The organism is Mycobacterium sp. (genome assembly GCF_052144515.1).
Lineage (GTDB): Bacteria > Actinomycetota > Actinomycetes > Mycobacteriales > Mycobacteriaceae > Mycobacterium.
On sequence record NZ_JBKQQD010000196.1, the window covers coordinates 47,857 to 65,229 of the forward strand.

A 17,373-nucleotide genomic window follows, 5' to 3' on the forward strand; every position below is an offset into this window, starting at 1 on the left:
CCTACTGTCCTGACGCCGTACCGGGCGGAATCTTGAATGGGTCGGCCGCCTGTCCGGACAGGTTGGCCAGCTCGCCGGTCAAGAAATCGGGCGGGTTGATGACCTCACTCATGTGCATCATGTTCGGATCAAGTGCATACGATGTGGTGAAGAACGTCTCACCGATCCGGCGCAAGGTGAGGTCGAACGTGGTGAACACGTTGAGGTAGTCACCGCGCACGGCCTGCTTGATGCCGAAGTTCGGGAACGGGAACGTCAGCAACAGCTGCAGCGAGGTAACGAAATCTTTTCGGTTGTCGTTGAGGGCCTTTGCGACCGAGTACAAGCCTTTGAGGTCTTCGGCAAAGTCCACCTTAGTTTTTGAGAGCACGTGCGACGAGACCGTCGCCAGCTTTTTCAGCGCAGCGAACGCGTCGACGATGTGGTCGCGGTTCTTGTTGAGTACGCGAATCGCTTCAGGCAGTGTGTCCAGCGCCCGGCCCAGATTGTCCTTGTCTTGCGCCAGGATCGCGGAGAAGCGGTTAAGCCCGTCGACCGCGTCGATGATGTCGTTGACCTGCCGGTTAAGTCCCGCCGTCAACTCGGCGAGCCTGGGGACCAGGTCGACGAACTGGCTCTGCCGGCCGACCACCGCCTGGTAGGTCTCGTCGGTGATCTCTTCCAGCGCACCGACATTGCCCTTGTTGATCACCACACCGAGTGCCGAGAACACCTCTTCGGTGGTGGGAAAGCGGCCCGTGTGGGACTCCGCGATGCTCGACCCGTTGACCAGCGTGCCGGTCGGCGGCTGGTCAGCCGGGCGAGCCAGGTCGATGTGCAGCGAACCCAGCAGCGACGTCTGGGATACCTTCGCGGTCGCATTGGCCGGCAGCACCACGTTCTTGTTCAGCGCCAATTTCACTGCGGCATAAAAGGATCCGTCGGGCCCCTGCCTGGCTTCAATGCCAGCGACGCTGCCGACGGTGACGTCGTCGACCATCACGGGCGAGTTCTGTGGCAGCGTTGCCACGTCGGGCAGTTCGACGGTGATCTCGTATGCACCAGTGCCATGACCGGCGGTGCCGGGCAGCGGCAGCGAGTTCAGCCCGCCGAACTGACAACCGGCCAGCAGCGCACTGCCCGCGGCCAATACACTGCCGCGCAACCAGATTCGCTTCATCCGCCGGCCCCTTGTTCAGCCGGCAGCGGCCCAGGAGCTTGGGTCGGCGCTTGGCCCGGCGGGGGACCTGGTAGGGGACCGAACCCACCGCCGGAAGCGGAACCGGGCGCGAGACCGGCAGCCGGGCCGGCTGGCGAGCCCGGAGGCGCGCCGGTCTGCGGGGCCGTCGGAACAAGCAGGGCCTGCAGATCCGCCGGGTTCTGGGCGGCGGGCGGCGTCTTGGCACCGTTGGCCGGGATCCAGGTGAGCTGTGGAATCGGAGTCGCCGACTTGGCTTCGGTGGCCGGGGTGTCGTAGATGATCTGACCCTTGTACGCGGTGATCGTGTTGAGCGGGTGAAACATGATCGGCGGGTAGTTGACGGCGAGCCGGCGCAGCACCGGCCCAAGCCGCTCACGACAGATCTCGGCGCGCCTGTAATAGTCGGGCGCTTTCGGTCCGCCGGCAGTCTCGAAAGACCCACCGCAGATGAACTGCACGGGATTGGCGAATTCGGGTATCGACAACAGGCCGTTCAGCGTTCCCTGCGCGGGATCGTAGATGTTGTAGAAGTTGGCGATGCCGGGGCCCGCCACGTGCAGCACCTGCTCGATGTTGTCGCTCTGGTCGCTCAGCGTCTGCGCGAAGTCGTTGAGTTTGCCGACCGTATCGATCAACGTCGAATTGTTTTCGTGCAGGAATCCCCTGACGTCGGAAAGCGCCTGGTTGAGTGTGCCCAGGGTGTTGTCGAGATGGCGCGAGCTGTCGGCGAGCACCTGTGACACCGAGGCGACGTTTCCGGCGAACTGGACGATTTGGTCGTTACTCGCCGAGAGTGCGTTGACCAGCACCTGCAGATTCTTGACCGTACCGAAGATGTCGCCGCGCGAATCCCCTAGGCGCCCGGCAGTTTGGGAAAGCTCACGCAACGCGTTGTGGAACGATTCGCCCTTGCCGTCGAGCGTGTCGGCGGCCTGGTTGATCGCCGCCCCCAGGGGCCCTTGCATCTGTCCCGTCGCCGGACTCAGCTGCACGGCCAGTTGGGTCAGTGCCTGCTTCACCTCGTCCCACTCCACCGGAACGGCGGTGCGGCCCAGATCGATGCTGCCGCCGTCGGGCAGCACCGCCCCGCCGGTGTATACGGGAGTGAGCTGGATGAATCGCGCCGCCACCAGGTTCGGCGACATGATCACGGCCCGCGCGTCTTTGGGCACCTTGAGGTCCTCGGACACCGACATGGTGATCTTGACGTCGGAAGGCCGCGGTTCGATCGCGTCGATCTCGCCTATCGGCACTCCGAGCATGCGTACCTGATCTCCGGGATAGATCCCGACAGCGGACGTGAAGTAGGCGACGATGTGTCGGCCGCCGGGGCGCGATGCGAGCACATAGACGCTCCCCACCAGCATCGCGACCAGCGCGATGCTGATAACCGTCCGCAGCCCACGGGCGCCCAAAATCCGCTTGATCATGGCGATTTCGGCCTGATGATCCAGCGCTCCTGGATAAGGCCGCGCAGATAGTCGGCGAGGCTGGCCGGCAGCTTGCCCGGCTGGTAGAAGAAGTCGAACATCGCCGCGAGCAGCGGCGCCGGGATCACGCCGTAGACGTTGACGTTGAATCCGGGTCCGGAACCAACCACCTCGCCCAGCTCGGTCGCGTAGGTGGGCAGCCGCTTGAGGGCCTCGGTGATGTAGTCGCGGCGCTCGTTGAGGTTGTCCAGCACCAGGTTGAGCTTGCTTAAGGCTGGCCCGAACTCCTTGCGGTTGTCGGCGACGAAGCCCGAAATCTGCTGTGACAGACCGCTTATCCCGGAAATCAGCTGACCCAGCGCGGCACGTCGTTCATCGAGCGCGGCGAACAACTCGTTACCGTCGTCGATCAGCTTGTTGACCTGTGCGGCGCGTTCGGACAACACCGATGTCACCGACTTCGCGTGCGCCAGCAGGGCTTGCAGCGCCTCGTCGCGACGGTTCAGCGTGCGCGACAGCGACGTCACCCCGTCCAGGGCACCGCGCAGGTCCGGGGTGGCGTCGTGGAGCGTGTCGGTGAGTACCCTCAGGGCCTGTTCGAACTGAGGCTTGTTAAGATTGCTCGCGTTCCCGCCGAGATCCTCGAGCGCACCGGCGAGCGTGTAGGGCGTGGTCGTCCGGCTCAGCGGGATGGTGGTCGCCTTGCCGGCCCCCGCCGGGCTCACCGAAATGGAGCGCTCGCCGAGAATGGTGTCCGTCCGGATCGCGGCCAGCGACTGGTCGCCGACGGCGAGGTGGCGGTCCACGCTGAAGGTGATCTTGGCACTGTCGCCGGCCAGACCCACGGCGGACACTTTGCCGACCTTGATACCCGACACATACACGGAATTACCGGGTGTGATGCCGGCGGCGTCGGAGAAGTAGGCGTCGTACGTTTTTCCCTGGGGCCAGAACGGCAACCCGGCGTAGCCGAATGCGATCAACACGACGCAGATCACCAGCACCAGGCCGAAGATGCCGGTGCGGAGCGGGTCGCGATCGCGTTTGCTACTTGACAAAAGCGCACCTCCCGTGGCTGGGATCCACCTGGCCGCCCAGCGGCAGCAGGATGTCGCCGCCGGCCGGCCCGTTGATCTTGATCGTCACCGAGCAGAAGTAGATGTTGAAGAAAGACCCGTAGGCGCCAAGCGCGGCCAGTCGCAGGTAGTCCTCGCCCAGTTGCTCGACGTCGTGGTTTACCTCCGCCTTGCGGTCGTCCAGCTCGGTGGCCAGCGGCCGGACGTTTTGCAGAATGCCCTGCAGCGGCCGACGTGAATTCTGCAACAGTTGCGTCAGATCGGTGGTCGTCGACGCGAGCGGCGGGATAGCGCCCGCGATCACGTCCCGGTGTTTGGCCAACCCGGTGATCAATTGCTGCAGCTGGTCAACGCTGGCCGAAAATTTCGCGCTCTTCGCGTCGATGGTCCCCAACACCGTGTTGAGGTTGTTGATCACGTCACCGATGAGCTGGTCGCGTTTGCCCAGCGCCGACGAGAAAGCGCTGGTGTCGGCCAGCACGTTCGACAACGCTCCACCCTGACCCTGCAGCAATTGAATGATGGCGCTGCTGATCGTGTTGACCTTGTCGGCGTCCAGTCCCTTGAGCACCGGCTTTAGTCCCCCCAGTAGCGCATCGAGATCCAGCGCCGGCTGGGTGTGTTGCGAGTTGATCGTCGCGCCCGGCGGTAGCTTCCGCAGCTCGCCTGGACCGGACGTGATCTCCATGAACCGGTCACCCACCAGGTTTTCGTATCGGATCAATGCACGCGTGGACGTGTACAGGGTGTAGTGCTTGTCGATTCCGAATTTCACGTCGACGGTGTTGTCGGGGTTGAGCTTGATGCCGGACACCGCACCGACCGGCACTCCGGCGATGCGGACCTTCTGGCCCGCCTTCAGCCGCGACGCGTCGGTAAAGGTTGCGTGATAGGTGCTTTCGGGGCCGAACCGGAAGTCACCGAAGACCACCACCAGGCCCGCGGACACCAACAGCATGGCCACGGTGAAGACGCTGACCTTGATCACCATCGACCGGTGCGAGGGCAGGGCCGCCATCAGAAGTCGTCCCGTTCCGCGAAAGCGCCGTGGAACAAGAACTGCAGCGTGGAGGGCGCGTCAAACTGCAGCTCGGTGAACGGCTCGTAGGGAATGTTGGCGTTGTCGGTGACCAGGAACGGCGAGCGGAAGAACGACCCGCCGGTCTGCTTCGTCGGAATGTCCGGCAACCCGCGGCAGTTCGGACCTCCGGACGCGTTGACCTGCGGCAGGGACTCCGGGTAGGTGTACGACGGCGCGCCCAAGACGAAGCTCGACGACGTGAACAGCCCCGCTTTGCGGACCCCGATCAACGGGGCGAACTCCTTGATGCCTCGCCCAATGCCCTTGAATAGGCAGCCGAATTCCGGCGAGTAGTCGTGGGCCACCTTCACCGGGGCCCGCAGCCTGTTGATGGCGTCGATGAAGTTCTGCTCGGCCGGCTCCAACGTCTCATAGGCATTGTTGGCCAGACCGATGGTGGCCAACAGCGCGGTGTTCAGGTTGTGCTGCTGGTCTACGACCGTCTTGTTGATCGTCGGCAGGTTGTCGAACACGGTATTGAGGTCGGGCGCGGCGTCGGCGTAGGTGTTGGTGACGATGGCCGTCTTGCGGAAATCTTCCTGCAGAGCGGGCAGCTTCGGATTCGCCTGCTGCGTAAGGGTATTCAGTCCGGACAGCAGCGCGCCGAAGTCATCGCCATGCCCACGCAGGCCTTCGGCCAGCGCGCTCAGCGTCCCGTTCAATTCGACGGGGTCGATCTTGTGCAGCAGATCGATGAGCGACTGGAACAGGGTGTTGACTTCCAGCTGCACCGCCGAGGCCTGCACGAGCGCATCCGGGCGCAGCGACTTCCCCGAAGGTGCTTCGGGCGAAAAGAATTCCACCGACTTGGCACCGAAGATAGTGTTGCCCGCGATGTGGACCGTCGCGTTGGAAGGGATGAATCCCATCTCGCCGCTGTTGATGGCCAACGTCAACCGCGCCTGGTCGCCGGCATAGCTGATGTCTTCGACCTTGCCGACCTGAATGCCGCGGTACTTGACCTTGGCGCCCTTCTCCATCACCAGACCGGCCCGCGGCGCGGCGACCGTGACGGTGTCGGTCGACGTGAAAGCCGCTGTGTAGGAAAGGTATGTCAGCACGGCGAACGCGACTATCAGTCCGGCCAGCACCGCCGCTGCCAGCCGGACCGCTGTGCGTCGCGATCCCGTGCTTGCCATGTTTCTCCCTAGGGTCTCCTTATCCAGAGAGGTTGAAGTTACCTTGTGCGCCGTAAACCGCGAGCGAGATGAACAACGTAATGACCACGACGACGATCAGCGAGGTCCGCACCGCCTGACCGACCGCGATGCCGACGCCCACCGGCCCGCCGCTGGCGTTGTAGCCGTAATACGTATGCACCAACATCACCGCGATAGACATCACGATCGCCTGCAGGAATGACCACAACAGGTCGGTCGGAATAAGGAAAGTATTGAAGTAGTGGTCGTACAGGCCCGCGGACTGGCCGTTGATGAACACCGTGGTGAAGCGAGCGGCGAAGAACGCGGCCAGCACCGACAGCGAGTACAGCGGAATGATCGCGACGAGGCCGGCGATCAGCCGGGTCGACACCAGGAATGACACCGAGTCCACCGCCATGCATTCGAGGGCGTCGATCTCCTCGGAAACCCGCATGGCACCCAGCTGGGCGGTGGCGCCGGCACCGATGGTGGCGGCCAGCGCGATACCGGCGATCACCGGCGCGACAACGCGGACGTTCAGGAACGCCGACAGGAACCCGGTCAACGCCTCGATACCGATATTGCCCAACGACGAGTACCCCTGCACGGCGATGACGCCACCGGACGCCAAGGTCAAAAACGCCGCGACCCCGACCGTGCCGCCGATCATGATGAGCGCGCCCGCCCCAAGCGTCATCTCGGCAATCAGCCGGACCGTCTCCTTGCGGTACTTGGTGACGGCTTCGTGGATGTGGAGCACGGTCTGGCCGTAGAACAACGCTTGCTCGCCGAAGCCGTCGACCGGTCCCGACAGCCGCGAAAAGAAGCTACCAAACCGGTAAGTGATGTCGTAACTCATCGCGCGCTCACTTCGCCGAGATTCGTACGCCGACGGCGGTCATGACCACGTTGATCACGAACAAGCAGATGAACGCGTAGACGACGGTTTCGTTCACCGCATTGCCGACGCCCTTGGGCCCACCCTTGACGGTCAGGCCGCGGTAACACCCGACCAGCCCGGCCATCACGCCGAACAGCAACGCTTTGACTTCGGCGAGAATCAACTCGCGCAATCCCGTCAGCACGGTCAACCCGTTGATGAAAGCACCGGGGTTGACGCCCTGCAGAAAGACGGAGAACGCGTAGCCCCCGGACAACCCGATGGCGCACACCAAGCCGTTGAGCAGTATCGCCACCAACGTGGATGCCAAAACCCGTGGCACGACGAGGCGCTGGACCGGGTCGATACCGAGCACCCGCATGGCATCGATCTCCTCGCGGATGGTGCGGGCGCCCAGGTCGGCGCAGATCGCGGTGGCACCGGCGCCGGCCACGACCAGCACGGTCACCACCGGACCCAGCTGAGTTATGGTGCCGAACGCCGTGCCGGCACCGGACAGGTCGGCCGCCCCGATCTCGCGCAACAAGATGTTGAGAGTGAACGCCACCAGGACCGTGAACGGAATGGATACCAGAAGCGTCGGGACCAAAGACACGCGAGCGATCATCCAAGTCTGATCCAAAAACTCGCGGAGCTGAAACGGCCGACGGAAAGCGGCGCGAAGGGTGTCCATCGACATTTCGAAGAACCCGCCGACGGCCCGGGCCGGAACGGCAAGTTGTCCGATCAACTTGGTTCCCCCCTCTGTTGCTCGCGGCGAAGTCTGTATGTCCCTGGATACGACAAGGATTTACCAGCTGCTCGATGTGAGCCGGATCATATTAACTCAGAACAACTTCGCCGTGTCAATGAACAACATCTTGTGAACGCGGGCGTTAATTTTGCTGGTTAAGGCCTATATAGCGAAGCGCTTCTGACACATGTTCTAGTTGTGTAACGACCTCCTGTTACAGTTCGCAAATCCTTCGACGGACGTTACTGATCCATGAGGCCGGTTGCGGAAAAGTTCTTCTCCGGGTCCCGCCCAGCAAAGTAATCTTGCAATGTGGAACTCAGCTGCGCGGGCTCCCAAGCCTGGCCATCCGCGCTGAACTGACGCTCCACCGTCGGTGCCGCCACCAACGTCACCTTGGGACCGTAGACGATGAACACCTGACCGTTGACCTCAGCGGCTGCCGGGGACGACAGAAACTGGACCAGACTGACCACGTGCTCTGGCGACAACGGGTCGATCTGGCCTTCCTCTATATCTGCTTGACCGAAAACGTCGGCCGTCATCGCGGTGCGAGCCCGCGGGCAGATCGCGTTGGCGCACACGCCGTACCGGCCCAGCGCCCGCGCCGCCGTGAGGGTTAACGAGATGATGCCCGCCTTGGCGGCGCCGTAGTTGGCCTGTCCTATCGGACCGACCAGGCCCGCCTCCGACGAGGTGTTGACGACCCGGCCGAAGATCGATCCCCCGGCGTCCTTCGCCTTGGAGCGCCAGTAGGTGGCCGCGTTGCGGGTCAGCAGAAAATGGCCGCGCAGATGCACGGCGATGACGAGATCCCATTCCTCGTCGGACATGTTGAACAGCATCCGGTCGCGGGTGATGCCGGCGTTGTTCACCACAATGTCCAGTCCACCCAGCCCGTCGGCGCAGCTGACCAGCTCGTCGGCGGTTGCCCGTTGGCTAATGTCGCCGGTGACGGCGACGGCCTTGGAACCGGCCGCGCCGATCTCGTCGATCACGTCGGAAGCATCCAGCGCGGCGGCGATGTCGTTGACGACGACGGTGGCGCCCAGCCTGGCCAGGCCGAGCGCCTCGGCCCGGCCCAGACCCGCGGCGGCACCGGTCACCACCGCAACCTTCCCGGATAGATCGGTCGCGTTCGTGCTGCTAGTCAATTTATGAATACCTCTAGTTTCGGGCTCGTCAGGTCAAGCTCGGTCAAACTCGCTCAGGCTCGGTCAGTCCTCACGCAATAGCGCAGCACGAGGGCATTCGGCGATCGCCTGTTCGGCCAGGTCCTCCTGGTCGGGGGGAATCGGATCCGTCTTGATGACGGCGTAGTCCTCGTCGTCCAGATCGAAGATATCCGGCGCAATGCCCAGGCACACCGCGTTACCTTCGCACCGGTCACGGTCCACGATCACTCGCACGGCACCCTCCTTGAACCTGCTTGGACGCCCCGTCAGCATCCCGCTCCACCATAAGGCCCGGGTCGGTCTGACGAAACGGTCGCTGGATTCCCAGACTAGAACGTGTTACAACCGGGAAGGCGAACGGGTCGCGGTTGGCCGAATAGCCGCGGGCCGTGATGTGAAACAACGCTTACCGAAGGACGGCTGAAATGCGCATCAGTTACACCCCTGAACAGGAGGAGCTGCGTCGCGAGCTGCGGTCGTACTTCACCACGCTGATGACGCCGGAGCGCCGCGAGGCGCTGAGCTCAACCCAGGGCGAAATCGGGTCAGGCAATGCGTATCGCGATGTCGTTTCGCAGATGGGCAAAGACGGGTGGCTCACCTTGAACTGGCCCAAAGAGTACGGCGGCCAGGATCGCTCCCCGATGGACTCGCTGATCTTCACCGATGAAGCGGCCATTGCGGGTGCGCCGGTGCCGTTCCTGACCATCAACAGCGTGGCGCCGACGATCATGGCCTTCGGCACCGACGAGCAGAAGAAGTTCTTTTTGCCCAAGATCGCCGCCGGCGATCTGCACTTCTCGATCGGCTACTCCGAGCCGGGTGCGGGCACCGACCTGGCCAACCTGCGCACGACCGCGGTTCGCGACGGCGACGACTACGTGATCAACGGACAGAAGATGTGGACCAGCCTGATCGCGTACGCCGACTGGGTCTGGCTGGCGGTGCGCACCAACCCCGAGGCCAAAAAGCACCGCGGCATTTCGATGCTGGCCGTGCCGACCACCGCCGAGGGTTTCTCGTGGACGCCCGTGCACACCATGGCCGGTGTGGACACCAGCGCCACCTATTACTCGGACGTGCGGGTGCCGGTGACCAACCTGATCGGTGAGGAGAACGGCGGCTGGAAGCTGGTTACCAACCAGCTCAACCACGAGCGGGTCGCCCTCGTCTCATCGCAACCGATCTTCGTGGCACTGCGCGAAGTTCGCGAATGGGCGCAAAACACCAAGGACGGCGGCGGAGCCCGGCTCATCGACTCGGAGTGGGTGCAGCTCAACCTGGCCCGGGTGCACGCCAAGGCCGAGGTGCTCAAGCTGATCAACTGGGAGTTGGCGTCCTCGGATGGTGCCACCTTGTCACCGGCCGATGCGTCGGCCGCCAAGGTGTTCGGCACCGAGCTGGCCACCGAGGCCTACCGGCTGCTGATGGAGGTGCTGGGTACCGGGGCGACCATGCGGCAGGATTCGCCGGGCGCGTTGCTGCGCGGCCGGGTGGAGCGCATGCACCGGGCGTGCCTGATCCTGACCTTCGGCGGCGGCACCAACGAAGTCCAGCGCGACATCATCGGCATGGTGGCGCTGGGCCTGCCCCGAGCCAACCGCTGAACTTACTTATAAGGGAACAACACTCATGGATTTCACGACAACCGAAGCCGCGAACGATCTCGGCGGTCTGGTGGACACCATCGTGGACTCGGTGTGCACGCCGGAGCGTCAGCGTGAGCTGGACGGGCTTGACCAGCGGTTCGACCGCGCGCTGTGGGGCAAGCTGATCGACGCCGACATCCTGTCCAGCGCGTCGGCGTTGGGCGGCGACGGGTTCGGGGTGCTCGAGCAGGTGGCGATTTTGGTGGCGTTGGGCCACCAGATGGCCGCCGTGCCGTACCTGGATTCGGTGATGCTGGCCGCCGGGGCGCTGGCACGGTTCGGCTCCGAGGAGTTGCAGCAGAGCTGGGGTGCGCCGGCGGTGCGTGGTGAGAAGATCCTCACCGTTGCCTTGGAAGGCGAGATGGGCGAAGGGCCGGTGCAGGCCACCCGTGCCGGTGACGGCTATCGCCTGACCGGCACTCGCACCCAGGCGGGCTACGGCCCGGTGGCCGACGCGTTCCTGGTTCCCGCCGAAACCGATTCCGGCTCAGCTGTCTTCCTGGTAGCCGCCGACACCCCCGGGGTGACGGTGACCGCGCTGAAGACCACCGGCTTCAACAGCGCCGGACACCTGGCGTTGGACAGCGTTGCGGTGGACGACTCGCGGCGGATTGGCGGCAGCGAAGTCATAGCGTGGCTCGAGACACTTGCCACCCTGGGCCGCAGCGCGTTTCAGCTCGGGGTGCTCGAACGTGGATTGCAGATGACCGCCGAATATGCCCGCACCCGTGAGCAATTCGACCGGCCGATCGGCAGCTTCCAGGCGGTGGCGCAGCGGCTGGCCGACGGCTACATCGACGTCAAGGGGTTGCGGCTCACCCTGACCCAGGCGGCCTGGAAAGTCTCCGAGGACATCCCCGCCGAGATCGACGTGGCCAGCGCGGCGTTCTGGGCCGCCGACGCCGGGCATCGGGTGGCGCACACCGTCGTCCACGTGCACGGCGGCGTAGGCGTCGACACCGACCACCCGATTCACCGTTATTTCCTGGCCGCCAAGGAAGCCGAGTTTGCGTTGGGCGGTGCCACCGGGCAGCTGCGCCGGATCGGCCGTGAACTTGCTGAGACCCCTGCTTAGCTCGACTGACCTCACGGTCACCGATCTGCTGGTGCCGCTGGTCGATATCGACGACCGCGGTGTCTATTTCGAGGACTCGTTCACCAGTTGGCGCGATCACGTCTTGCACGCGGCCGCGATCGCGTCGACGCTGCGTGACCGACTCGACCCGGCCAATCCACCGCATGTCGGCGTGCTGCTGGAAAACACGCCGTTCTTCTCGGCCATGTTGGTGGCGGCCGGGATATCCGGAATCGTGCCGGTGGGCCTCAACCCGGTGCGCCGCGGCGAGGCGCTGGCCCGCGACGTCAGCAAGGCCGACTGTCAGCTGGTGCTGGCCGACACGAAATCGGCTGCGACACTGGACGATATCTCGTATATCAACGTCGATTCGGCCGAATGGGCCGCCGAAGTCGACGCACATCTCTCACAGGGGGATGCCGAGGTGCGTTTTCAGACCGCTTCGCCCGACGACCTGTTCATGCTGATCTTCACGTCGGGCACCAGTGGCGAGCCCAAGGCGGTGAAGTGCAGCCACGGCAAGGTCGCGATCGCCGGCGTGACGATGACGCAGCGCTTCGATCTTGGCCCCGACGACGTCTGCTACGTGGCGATGCCACTGTTTCATTCCAACGCGGTGCTGGTCGGATGGTCGGTGGCGGCCGCCTGCCAGGGCTCGATGGCGTTGCGGCGCAAGTTTTCTGCGTCGAATTTCTTGCCGGATGTCCGCCGCTACGGCGCCACCTACGCCAACTACGTCGGCAAGCCCCTGTCCTATGTGCTGGCCACACCCGAGCTTTCCGACGACGCGGACAACCCGCTGCGCGCGGTATATGGCAACGAGGGCGTGCCCGGTGACATCGAGCGCTTCGGCAGCAGATTCGGGTGTGTGGTCCAGGACGGTTTCGGTTCGACCGAAGGCGGCGTGGCGATCGCTCGTACCCCGGATACCCCGCCAGGTTCGTTGGGCCCGCTGACCGACGGGATCGAGATCGTCGACCCCGACACCGGCGAGCGTTGCCCACCGGGGGTGGTCGGCGAGGTGGTCAACACCGCGGGGGCGGGCCGGTTCGAGGGTTACTACAAGGATCCCGAGGCCGAGGCCCAGCGGATGGCCGGCGGCGTCTACCACAGTGGCGACCTGGCCTATCGCGACGAGGCCGGCTACGCGTATTTCGCCGGCCGACTTGGCGATTGGATGCGGGTCGACGGAGAGAACCTGGGCACCGCGCCGATCGAACGGGTTCTGCTGCGGCATCCCGAGGTGACCGAAGCCGCGGTATATCCGGTGCCCGATCCGGTGGTCGGCGACCAGGTGATGGCGGCGCTGGTGCTGGTGCCCGGCGCCGAGTTCGACGCGAAGAAGTTCCGGGCGTTTCTGGCCGGGCAGTCGGACCTGGGGCCCAAGCAATGGCCGTCGTACGTGCGGGTCAGCGCGGCGCTGCCACGCACGGTGACGTTCAAGGTGCTCAAGCGGGAGTTGTCGGCCGAGGGTGTGGACTGCGCCGATCCGGTGTGGCCGATACCTCGGTAGTCACCCGAACAGTGACGGCACGACCGCGTCGATGAGGTGCGGTCCGGGTCCGGCGAAAGCCGTACGCAGCGCGTCGGCGAATTCCTCGGCGGTGCTGACACGACGGGCAGGAACTCCCATGCCTTCGGCGATCTTGACGAAATCCATTGTGGGACCGGATAAGTCAAGGAGGTTCAGCGCCTTTGGGCCCGGGGCAGACCCGGCCCCTACGCGTTGCAGCTCGACCCGCAGGATGTCGTAGGCGCTGTTGTCGTAGACGACGGTGGTCACGTTCAGGTTCTCGCGCGCCTGGGTCCACAACCCCGAAATCGTGTACATCGCCGATCCGTCGGATTCCAGGCAGAGCACCGGCCGGTCGGGGGCGGCCACGGCGGCGCCCACCGCCGTCGGGATGGCGTAGCCGATCGCCCCGCCGGTCAGCGTCAGCCAATCGTGGGCGGGCGCACCGGCGGTGGCCTTCTCCAACGGCAGACCGGACGTGTTGGACTCGTCGACGACGATGGCCCGTTCGGGCATCAGGGCGCCGATCACGTCAGCGGCCGATGCGGAGGTCAGGGAGCCCGAGGGCAGCTGCGGGCGCGACAAGGGCGCCACCGGGGCGGTGGTCCCCGGCGCCAGTTCGTCGGCCAACGCTGCGAGCGCATCCGCCGCGCCGTCGTACCCGGCGAGCACGTGCACCTCACAGCCGGCGGGCACCAGGTCGCTGGGCATGTTCGGGTAGGCGAAGAAGGACACCGGCGACTTGGCGCCGGCCAGCACCAGATGCTTGACGCCGTCGAGTTGGGCGGCGACGGCCTCGGCGAAATAGGCGAGCCGGTCCACAGCGGGAATGCCGGCGCCGCGTTGCAACCGAGTTGGGAATGTCTCACACAACCAGCGGGCGCCGGTTGCCTCGGCGATCCGCGCGGCCGCGGCCAGGCCTGGCCCGCGGGTGGCGTCCCCGCCGATCAGCATCATCGTGGGTTCTCCCGAGCGCAGCACCGCCAGGACGTCGGCCGCCGCCCGCACGTCGCCACGCTCGGCCGGTGGCTGCACCGAGGCTGACTGGCCGCCCTCGGACCAGGACGCGTCCGCGGGCAGGATCAACGTCGAGATCTGCGAACCCGCCCGGCTCGCCGCGATGGCCTCGGCGGTGTCGGGCCCTACAGCAGCGCTGTCGACGCTGCGACGCACCCACCCCGAGACGGTGCCGGCGAGCGCGTCGATGTCGGATTCCAGTGGGGCGTCGTACTTCTTGTGATACGTGGCGTGGTCGCCGACGACAACCACCATTGGCACTTTCGCGCGGCGCGCGTTGTGCAGGTTTGCCAGGCCGTTGCCCAGTCCGGGACCCAGGTGCAGCAGCACCGCCGCCGGACGGTCGGCGATGCGGGCATAGCCGTCGGCCGCGCCGGTGGCCACACCTTCGAACAGGGTCAGGACGCCGCGCATGCGCGGCACGGTGTCCAACGCGGCGACGAAGTGCATCTCCGACGTGCCGGGGTTGGCGAAGCAAACGTCGACGCCGCCGTCGACCAGGGTGTTGATCAGGGCCTGGGCACCGTTCACGTATCCGCCTTTCGTTCGAGCTTGAACACCCGCTCGGCGTTGCCGCGCAGAAAGTCTTGGCGAGCCTCCGCGCTGAGGCCGAGGTCGTCGAGACCGGCCAGCGCGTGGGTGTGCGCGATCATCGGGTAGTTGGTGCCGAACAAGACCTTGCGTTGTCCGGTGCCGGTTTTCATGAAGCTGATGAGCTCTTGCGGCAGCCGCTGGATCGTATAGGCGGAAGTATCTATGTAGACATTCTCATGCTTGCGGGCGACGGCCACCATCTCCTCGGTCCATGGATAGCCGACGTGACCGCACACGATCACGAGTTCCGGAAAGTCTAGGGCCACCTGGTCGATGTAGGGAATCGGGCGTCCGGTCTCCGACGGCCGCAGCGGCCCGGTGTGACCGACCTGGGTACAGAACGGCACCGCGGACTCGACGCACTCGGCGAACAGCGGATAGTAGCGGCGGTCGGTGGGCGGCGCATTCCACAGCCAGGGCACCACCCGCAGACCCACGAAGCCATCCTTGATTCGGCGTCTCAGCTCGCGGACCGCCTCCATCGGACGGTCCAGATCGGCCGTGGCCAGACCGGTAAAACGGGTGGGGTGCAACGCGATCCATTCCGCGACCTCGTCATTGGAGATCAGGTCCTGGCCGCCCGGGCCGCGCCACGCGCTGAGTAGGCCGAGCTCGACGTCTGCGGCGTCCATCGATGCGATCGTCGCCTCGATCGGGATGTCGGTATCCGGGATGGACCCACCGGTCCAACGCCGCAGCGAGGCCAGCATGTCGCTACGCAGGAACCGTTGCGTCGGATGCTGCATCCACACGTCGATCGTCATCGCGCTTCGACATTAGCCCGCCGACGATGCGCGCCGCGAAGCGGCGGGAGGAGAAGGCGGGCAATCCGGCAGTAGACGCCTCGCGCCGGTTCATTCGACGAGGCAGGTCAGGCGGCCAGCGCGGCGCGGGCGGCGGCACGCGTCCGCGCGGCGTGCCCTCCGCCGAACAGCACGACATGCGCCAGCAGCGGGAAGAGCTGGTGCAGCCCGATGCGCTTGCGCCAGCCGGGTTTTAACGAGCACACCTGCTGGTAACCGGCGATGATGGCGTCGTAGTGCGGGCAACCGAAGAGCGCGAGCATCGCCAGGTCGGACTCTCGGTGTCCGGCGTGCGCGGCCGGGTCGATCAGCACCACCCCGTCGGGTGTCCACATCACGTTGCCGCCCCACAGGTCGCCGTGCAGCCGGGCCGGCTGGTCGTCGTCGTCGAAGTCACCGGCGCGGCAGCGCGCGGCGACGGAGTCGATGGCGGCACGGGTCGGAGCATCGAGCCGCGGCGCCGCGAGCTCGGCCATCGGGGCCAGCCGCTCGTCGGCGTAAAAGTCACCCCAGCGTCGGTGCCGCCGCAGCGACATCGGCAACGGCTGCGACGGGGGTCTTCCGGGCCCGAAGAACCCGGGCCCGTCCCATCCGTCGGGTCCCGCGCCGAACGCCGCGGCGCCGGCGTCGTGTGTGGCGGCCAGTTGGCGGCCAAACAGGTGCGCCGCGTCGGGGCCAGGGGGCACCGACTCGAGCCGCTGCAGGGTCAGGCTGGCCGCATCGACGGAGACAACCTGCGCGCAGGGCACACCGCCGTCGACGCCCGAAAGCCATTGCAGGCCCGCGGCTTCCCAAGCGAAGTAATCGGCGGGCGCGCCCGGATGGCTCTTGACGAAATCGGTCACGCAGTTACGTGGGCGGCATGCACATCGTCGGCCGGGCGCGCCTCGGTCTGCTCCTTGGCCCAGCGGTAGTCCGGCTTACCGGCCGGCGACCGCTTGACCTCGTCGACGAGCCAAAGGCTGCGCGGCACTTTGTATCCCGCGATCTCGGAGCGCACGAAGCTGTCCAGCTCCGCCAGCGTCGGCCGGGCCCCCGGCCGAGCCTGGACAACGGCGGCCACATGTTGGCCGTATCGAGGGTCGGGCACGCCGACCACCAGCGCGTCGAATACGTCGGGATGACCCTTGAGGGCGGCCTCGACCTCCTCGGGGTAGATCTTCTCCCCGCCGCTGTTGATCGACACCGAGCCGCGGCCCAGCATGGTGACCGTGCCGTCCTCCTCGACCTGCGCGTAGTCTCCCGGGATGGCGTAGCGGACGCCGTTGATGGTCCTGAAGGTCTCGGCGGTCTTCTTCTCGTCCTTGTAGTAACCGACCGGAATGTTGCCCTTCTTCGCGATGAAGCCGCGCACACCGGAGCCGGGCTGCACCTCGTTACCTTCGTCGTCGAGCACGACGGTGCGGTGGTCGATGGTCACCCGCGGGCCACCGCTGTGCGGCGCACCCTCGGTGACGACGCTGATCCCGCCGAAGCCGGTCTCCGATGAGCCGATCGAGTCGGTGATCACCCGGTTGGGCAGCAGCTCCAGCAGTTTTTCCTTGATGCTCGGCGAGAACAGCGCCGCGGTGCTGGTGAGCAGGAACAGCGACGACAGGTCGTAGTCGTTGTCCTTGGTAAGCGCATCGAGCAACGGTCGCGCCATGGCGTCGCCGGTGAAGAACAGCATGTTCACCTTGTGGCCGTGGATCGCGCGCCAGACCTGGTCGGCGTTGAATTCCGGTGCCAGCAAGGTGGTTTGGCCCGAGAAGATCGACCTCCAGGTGGCCGACTGCGTGGCGCCGTGGATCATCGGCGGAATCGGATAGTGGATCATCGGTGGATTGGCGGCGGCGGCCTTGGCCAGGTCGTGCTCGTCCTCGACGAATTCGCCTGTCGCGAAATCGGTTCCGCCGAACAGCACCCGATAGATGTCCTCGTGGCGCCACATCACGCCCTTCGGGAAGCCGGTGGTTCCGCCGGTGTAGAGCAGGTAGATGTCGTCGGCGCTGCGTTCGCCGAAGT

The 17,373-nt window shown here is 65.5% G+C and carries 16 protein-coding genes; 3 read left to right on the forward strand and 13 right to left on the reverse strand.

Annotation, left to right across the window (positions count from 1 at the left end; all coding sequences use genetic code 11):
- Position 1: 1 nt before the first annotated feature.
- The 9 genes from ACLP9N_RS13610 to ACLP9N_RS13650 all read right to left on the reverse strand — a co-directional run bounded on the left by ACLP9N_RS13610 (position 2) and on the right by ACLP9N_RS13650 (position 8,952).
- Entirely contained in the window at positions 2-1,159 is a 1,158-nt protein-coding gene (locus tag ACLP9N_RS13610) for a virulence factor Mce family protein (protein ID WP_442407899.1), read from the reverse strand.
- The gene (locus ACLP9N_RS13615) at positions 1,156-2,610 is read right to left on the reverse strand and encodes a virulence factor Mce family protein (protein WP_442407900.1); all 1,455 of its coding nucleotides are present in this window, start codon (positions 2,608-2,610) and stop codon (positions 1,156-1,158) included. The genes ACLP9N_RS13610 and ACLP9N_RS13615 overlap by 4 nt, the downstream gene beginning before the upstream one ends.
- A complete protein-coding gene (locus ACLP9N_RS13620) occupies positions 2,607-3,668 on the reverse strand; it encodes a virulence factor Mce family protein (protein ID WP_442407901.1) in 1,062 nt (353 codons plus the stop codon). Before ACLP9N_RS13620 ends, ACLP9N_RS13615 begins: the two co-directional genes overlap by 4 nt.
- The gene (locus ACLP9N_RS13625; RefSeq protein WP_442407902.1) at positions 3,658-4,704 is read right to left on the reverse strand and encodes an MCE family protein; all 1,047 of its coding nucleotides are present in this window, start codon (positions 4,702-4,704) and stop codon (positions 3,658-3,660) included. Before ACLP9N_RS13625 ends, ACLP9N_RS13620 begins: the two co-directional genes overlap by 11 nt.
- Positions 4,704-5,906, reverse strand: a complete 1,203-nt coding sequence (locus ACLP9N_RS13630) for a virulence factor Mce family protein (protein ID WP_442407903.1) — start codon at positions 5,904-5,906, stop codon at positions 4,704-4,706. The genes ACLP9N_RS13625 and ACLP9N_RS13630 overlap by 1 nt, the downstream gene beginning before the upstream one ends.
- Positions 5,907-5,925: 19 nt before the next feature.
- Entirely contained in the window at positions 5,926-6,768 is an 843-nt protein-coding gene (locus ACLP9N_RS13635) for an MlaE family ABC transporter permease (protein ID WP_442407904.1), read from the reverse strand.
- Positions 6,769-6,775: 7 nt separating this feature from the next.
- Positions 6,776-7,540, reverse strand: a complete 765-nt coding sequence (locus tag ACLP9N_RS13640) for an MlaE family ABC transporter permease (protein WP_442407905.1) — start codon at positions 7,538-7,540, stop codon at positions 6,776-6,778.
- Between the two features lie 245 nt (positions 7,541-7,785).
- Positions 7,786-8,697 (reverse strand): 3-oxoacyl-ACP reductase, encoded by a 912-nt coding sequence (locus ACLP9N_RS13645; RefSeq protein ID WP_442407906.1) that lies wholly within the window; start codon positions 8,695-8,697, stop codon positions 7,786-7,788.
- A 63-nt stretch (positions 8,698-8,760) separates the two neighbouring features.
- Complete coding sequence (locus ACLP9N_RS13650; protein WP_442407907.1) at positions 8,761-8,952, reverse strand: ferredoxin; 192 nt, start codon at positions 8,950-8,952, stop codon at positions 8,761-8,763.
- A gap of 191 nt (positions 8,953-9,143) precedes the next feature.
- On the opposite strand from ACLP9N_RS13650, the gene ACLP9N_RS13655 reads away from it, so the two are divergent.
- From ACLP9N_RS13655 to fadD17, 3 genes are read left to right on the forward strand one after another with little or no spacing between them, the layout of a single operon-like run.
- The gene (locus ACLP9N_RS13655; RefSeq protein WP_442407908.1) at positions 9,144-10,325 is read left to right on the forward strand and encodes an acyl-CoA dehydrogenase; all 1,182 of its coding nucleotides are present in this window, start codon (positions 9,144-9,146) and stop codon (positions 10,323-10,325) included.
- 25 nt (positions 10,326-10,350) lie between these two features.
- On the forward strand, positions 10,351-11,442 hold the full coding sequence (locus ACLP9N_RS13660; RefSeq protein ID WP_442407909.1) for an acyl-CoA dehydrogenase family protein: 1,092 nt from the start codon (positions 10,351-10,353) through the stop codon (positions 11,440-11,442).
- On the forward strand, positions 11,435-12,955 hold the full coding sequence (gene fadD17 / locus ACLP9N_RS13665) for a long-chain-fatty-acid--CoA ligase FadD17 (protein ID WP_442407916.1): 1,521 nt from the start codon (positions 11,435-11,437) through the stop codon (positions 12,953-12,955). Before ACLP9N_RS13660 ends, fadD17 begins: the two co-directional genes overlap by 8 nt.
- Here the strand turns inward: fadD17 and ACLP9N_RS13670 are convergent, their stop codons facing one another.
- From ACLP9N_RS13670 to ACLP9N_RS13685, 4 genes are all read right to left on the reverse strand, one after another.
- Positions 12,956-14,503 carry an acetolactate synthase large subunit gene (locus ACLP9N_RS13670; protein WP_442407910.1) on the reverse strand — a complete coding sequence of 516 codons (1,548 nt, stop codon included), beginning with the start codon at positions 14,501-14,503 and terminating at the stop codon, positions 12,956-12,958.
- On the reverse strand, positions 14,500-15,330 hold the full coding sequence (locus tag ACLP9N_RS13675) for an amidohydrolase family protein (protein WP_442407911.1): 831 nt from the start codon (positions 15,328-15,330) through the stop codon (positions 14,500-14,502). Before ACLP9N_RS13675 ends, ACLP9N_RS13670 begins: the two co-directional genes overlap by 4 nt.
- A gap of 107 nt (positions 15,331-15,437) precedes the next feature.
- Positions 15,438-16,214 carry a fructosamine kinase family protein gene (locus ACLP9N_RS13680; RefSeq protein WP_442407912.1) on the reverse strand — a complete coding sequence of 259 codons (777 nt, stop codon included), beginning with the start codon at positions 16,212-16,214 and terminating at the stop codon, positions 15,438-15,440.
- On the reverse strand, positions 16,211-17,373 hold a 1,163-nt coding region (locus tag ACLP9N_RS13685), incomplete at its 5' end, for an acyl-CoA synthetase (protein ID WP_442407913.1). The genes ACLP9N_RS13680 and ACLP9N_RS13685, both read right to left, overlap by 4 nt.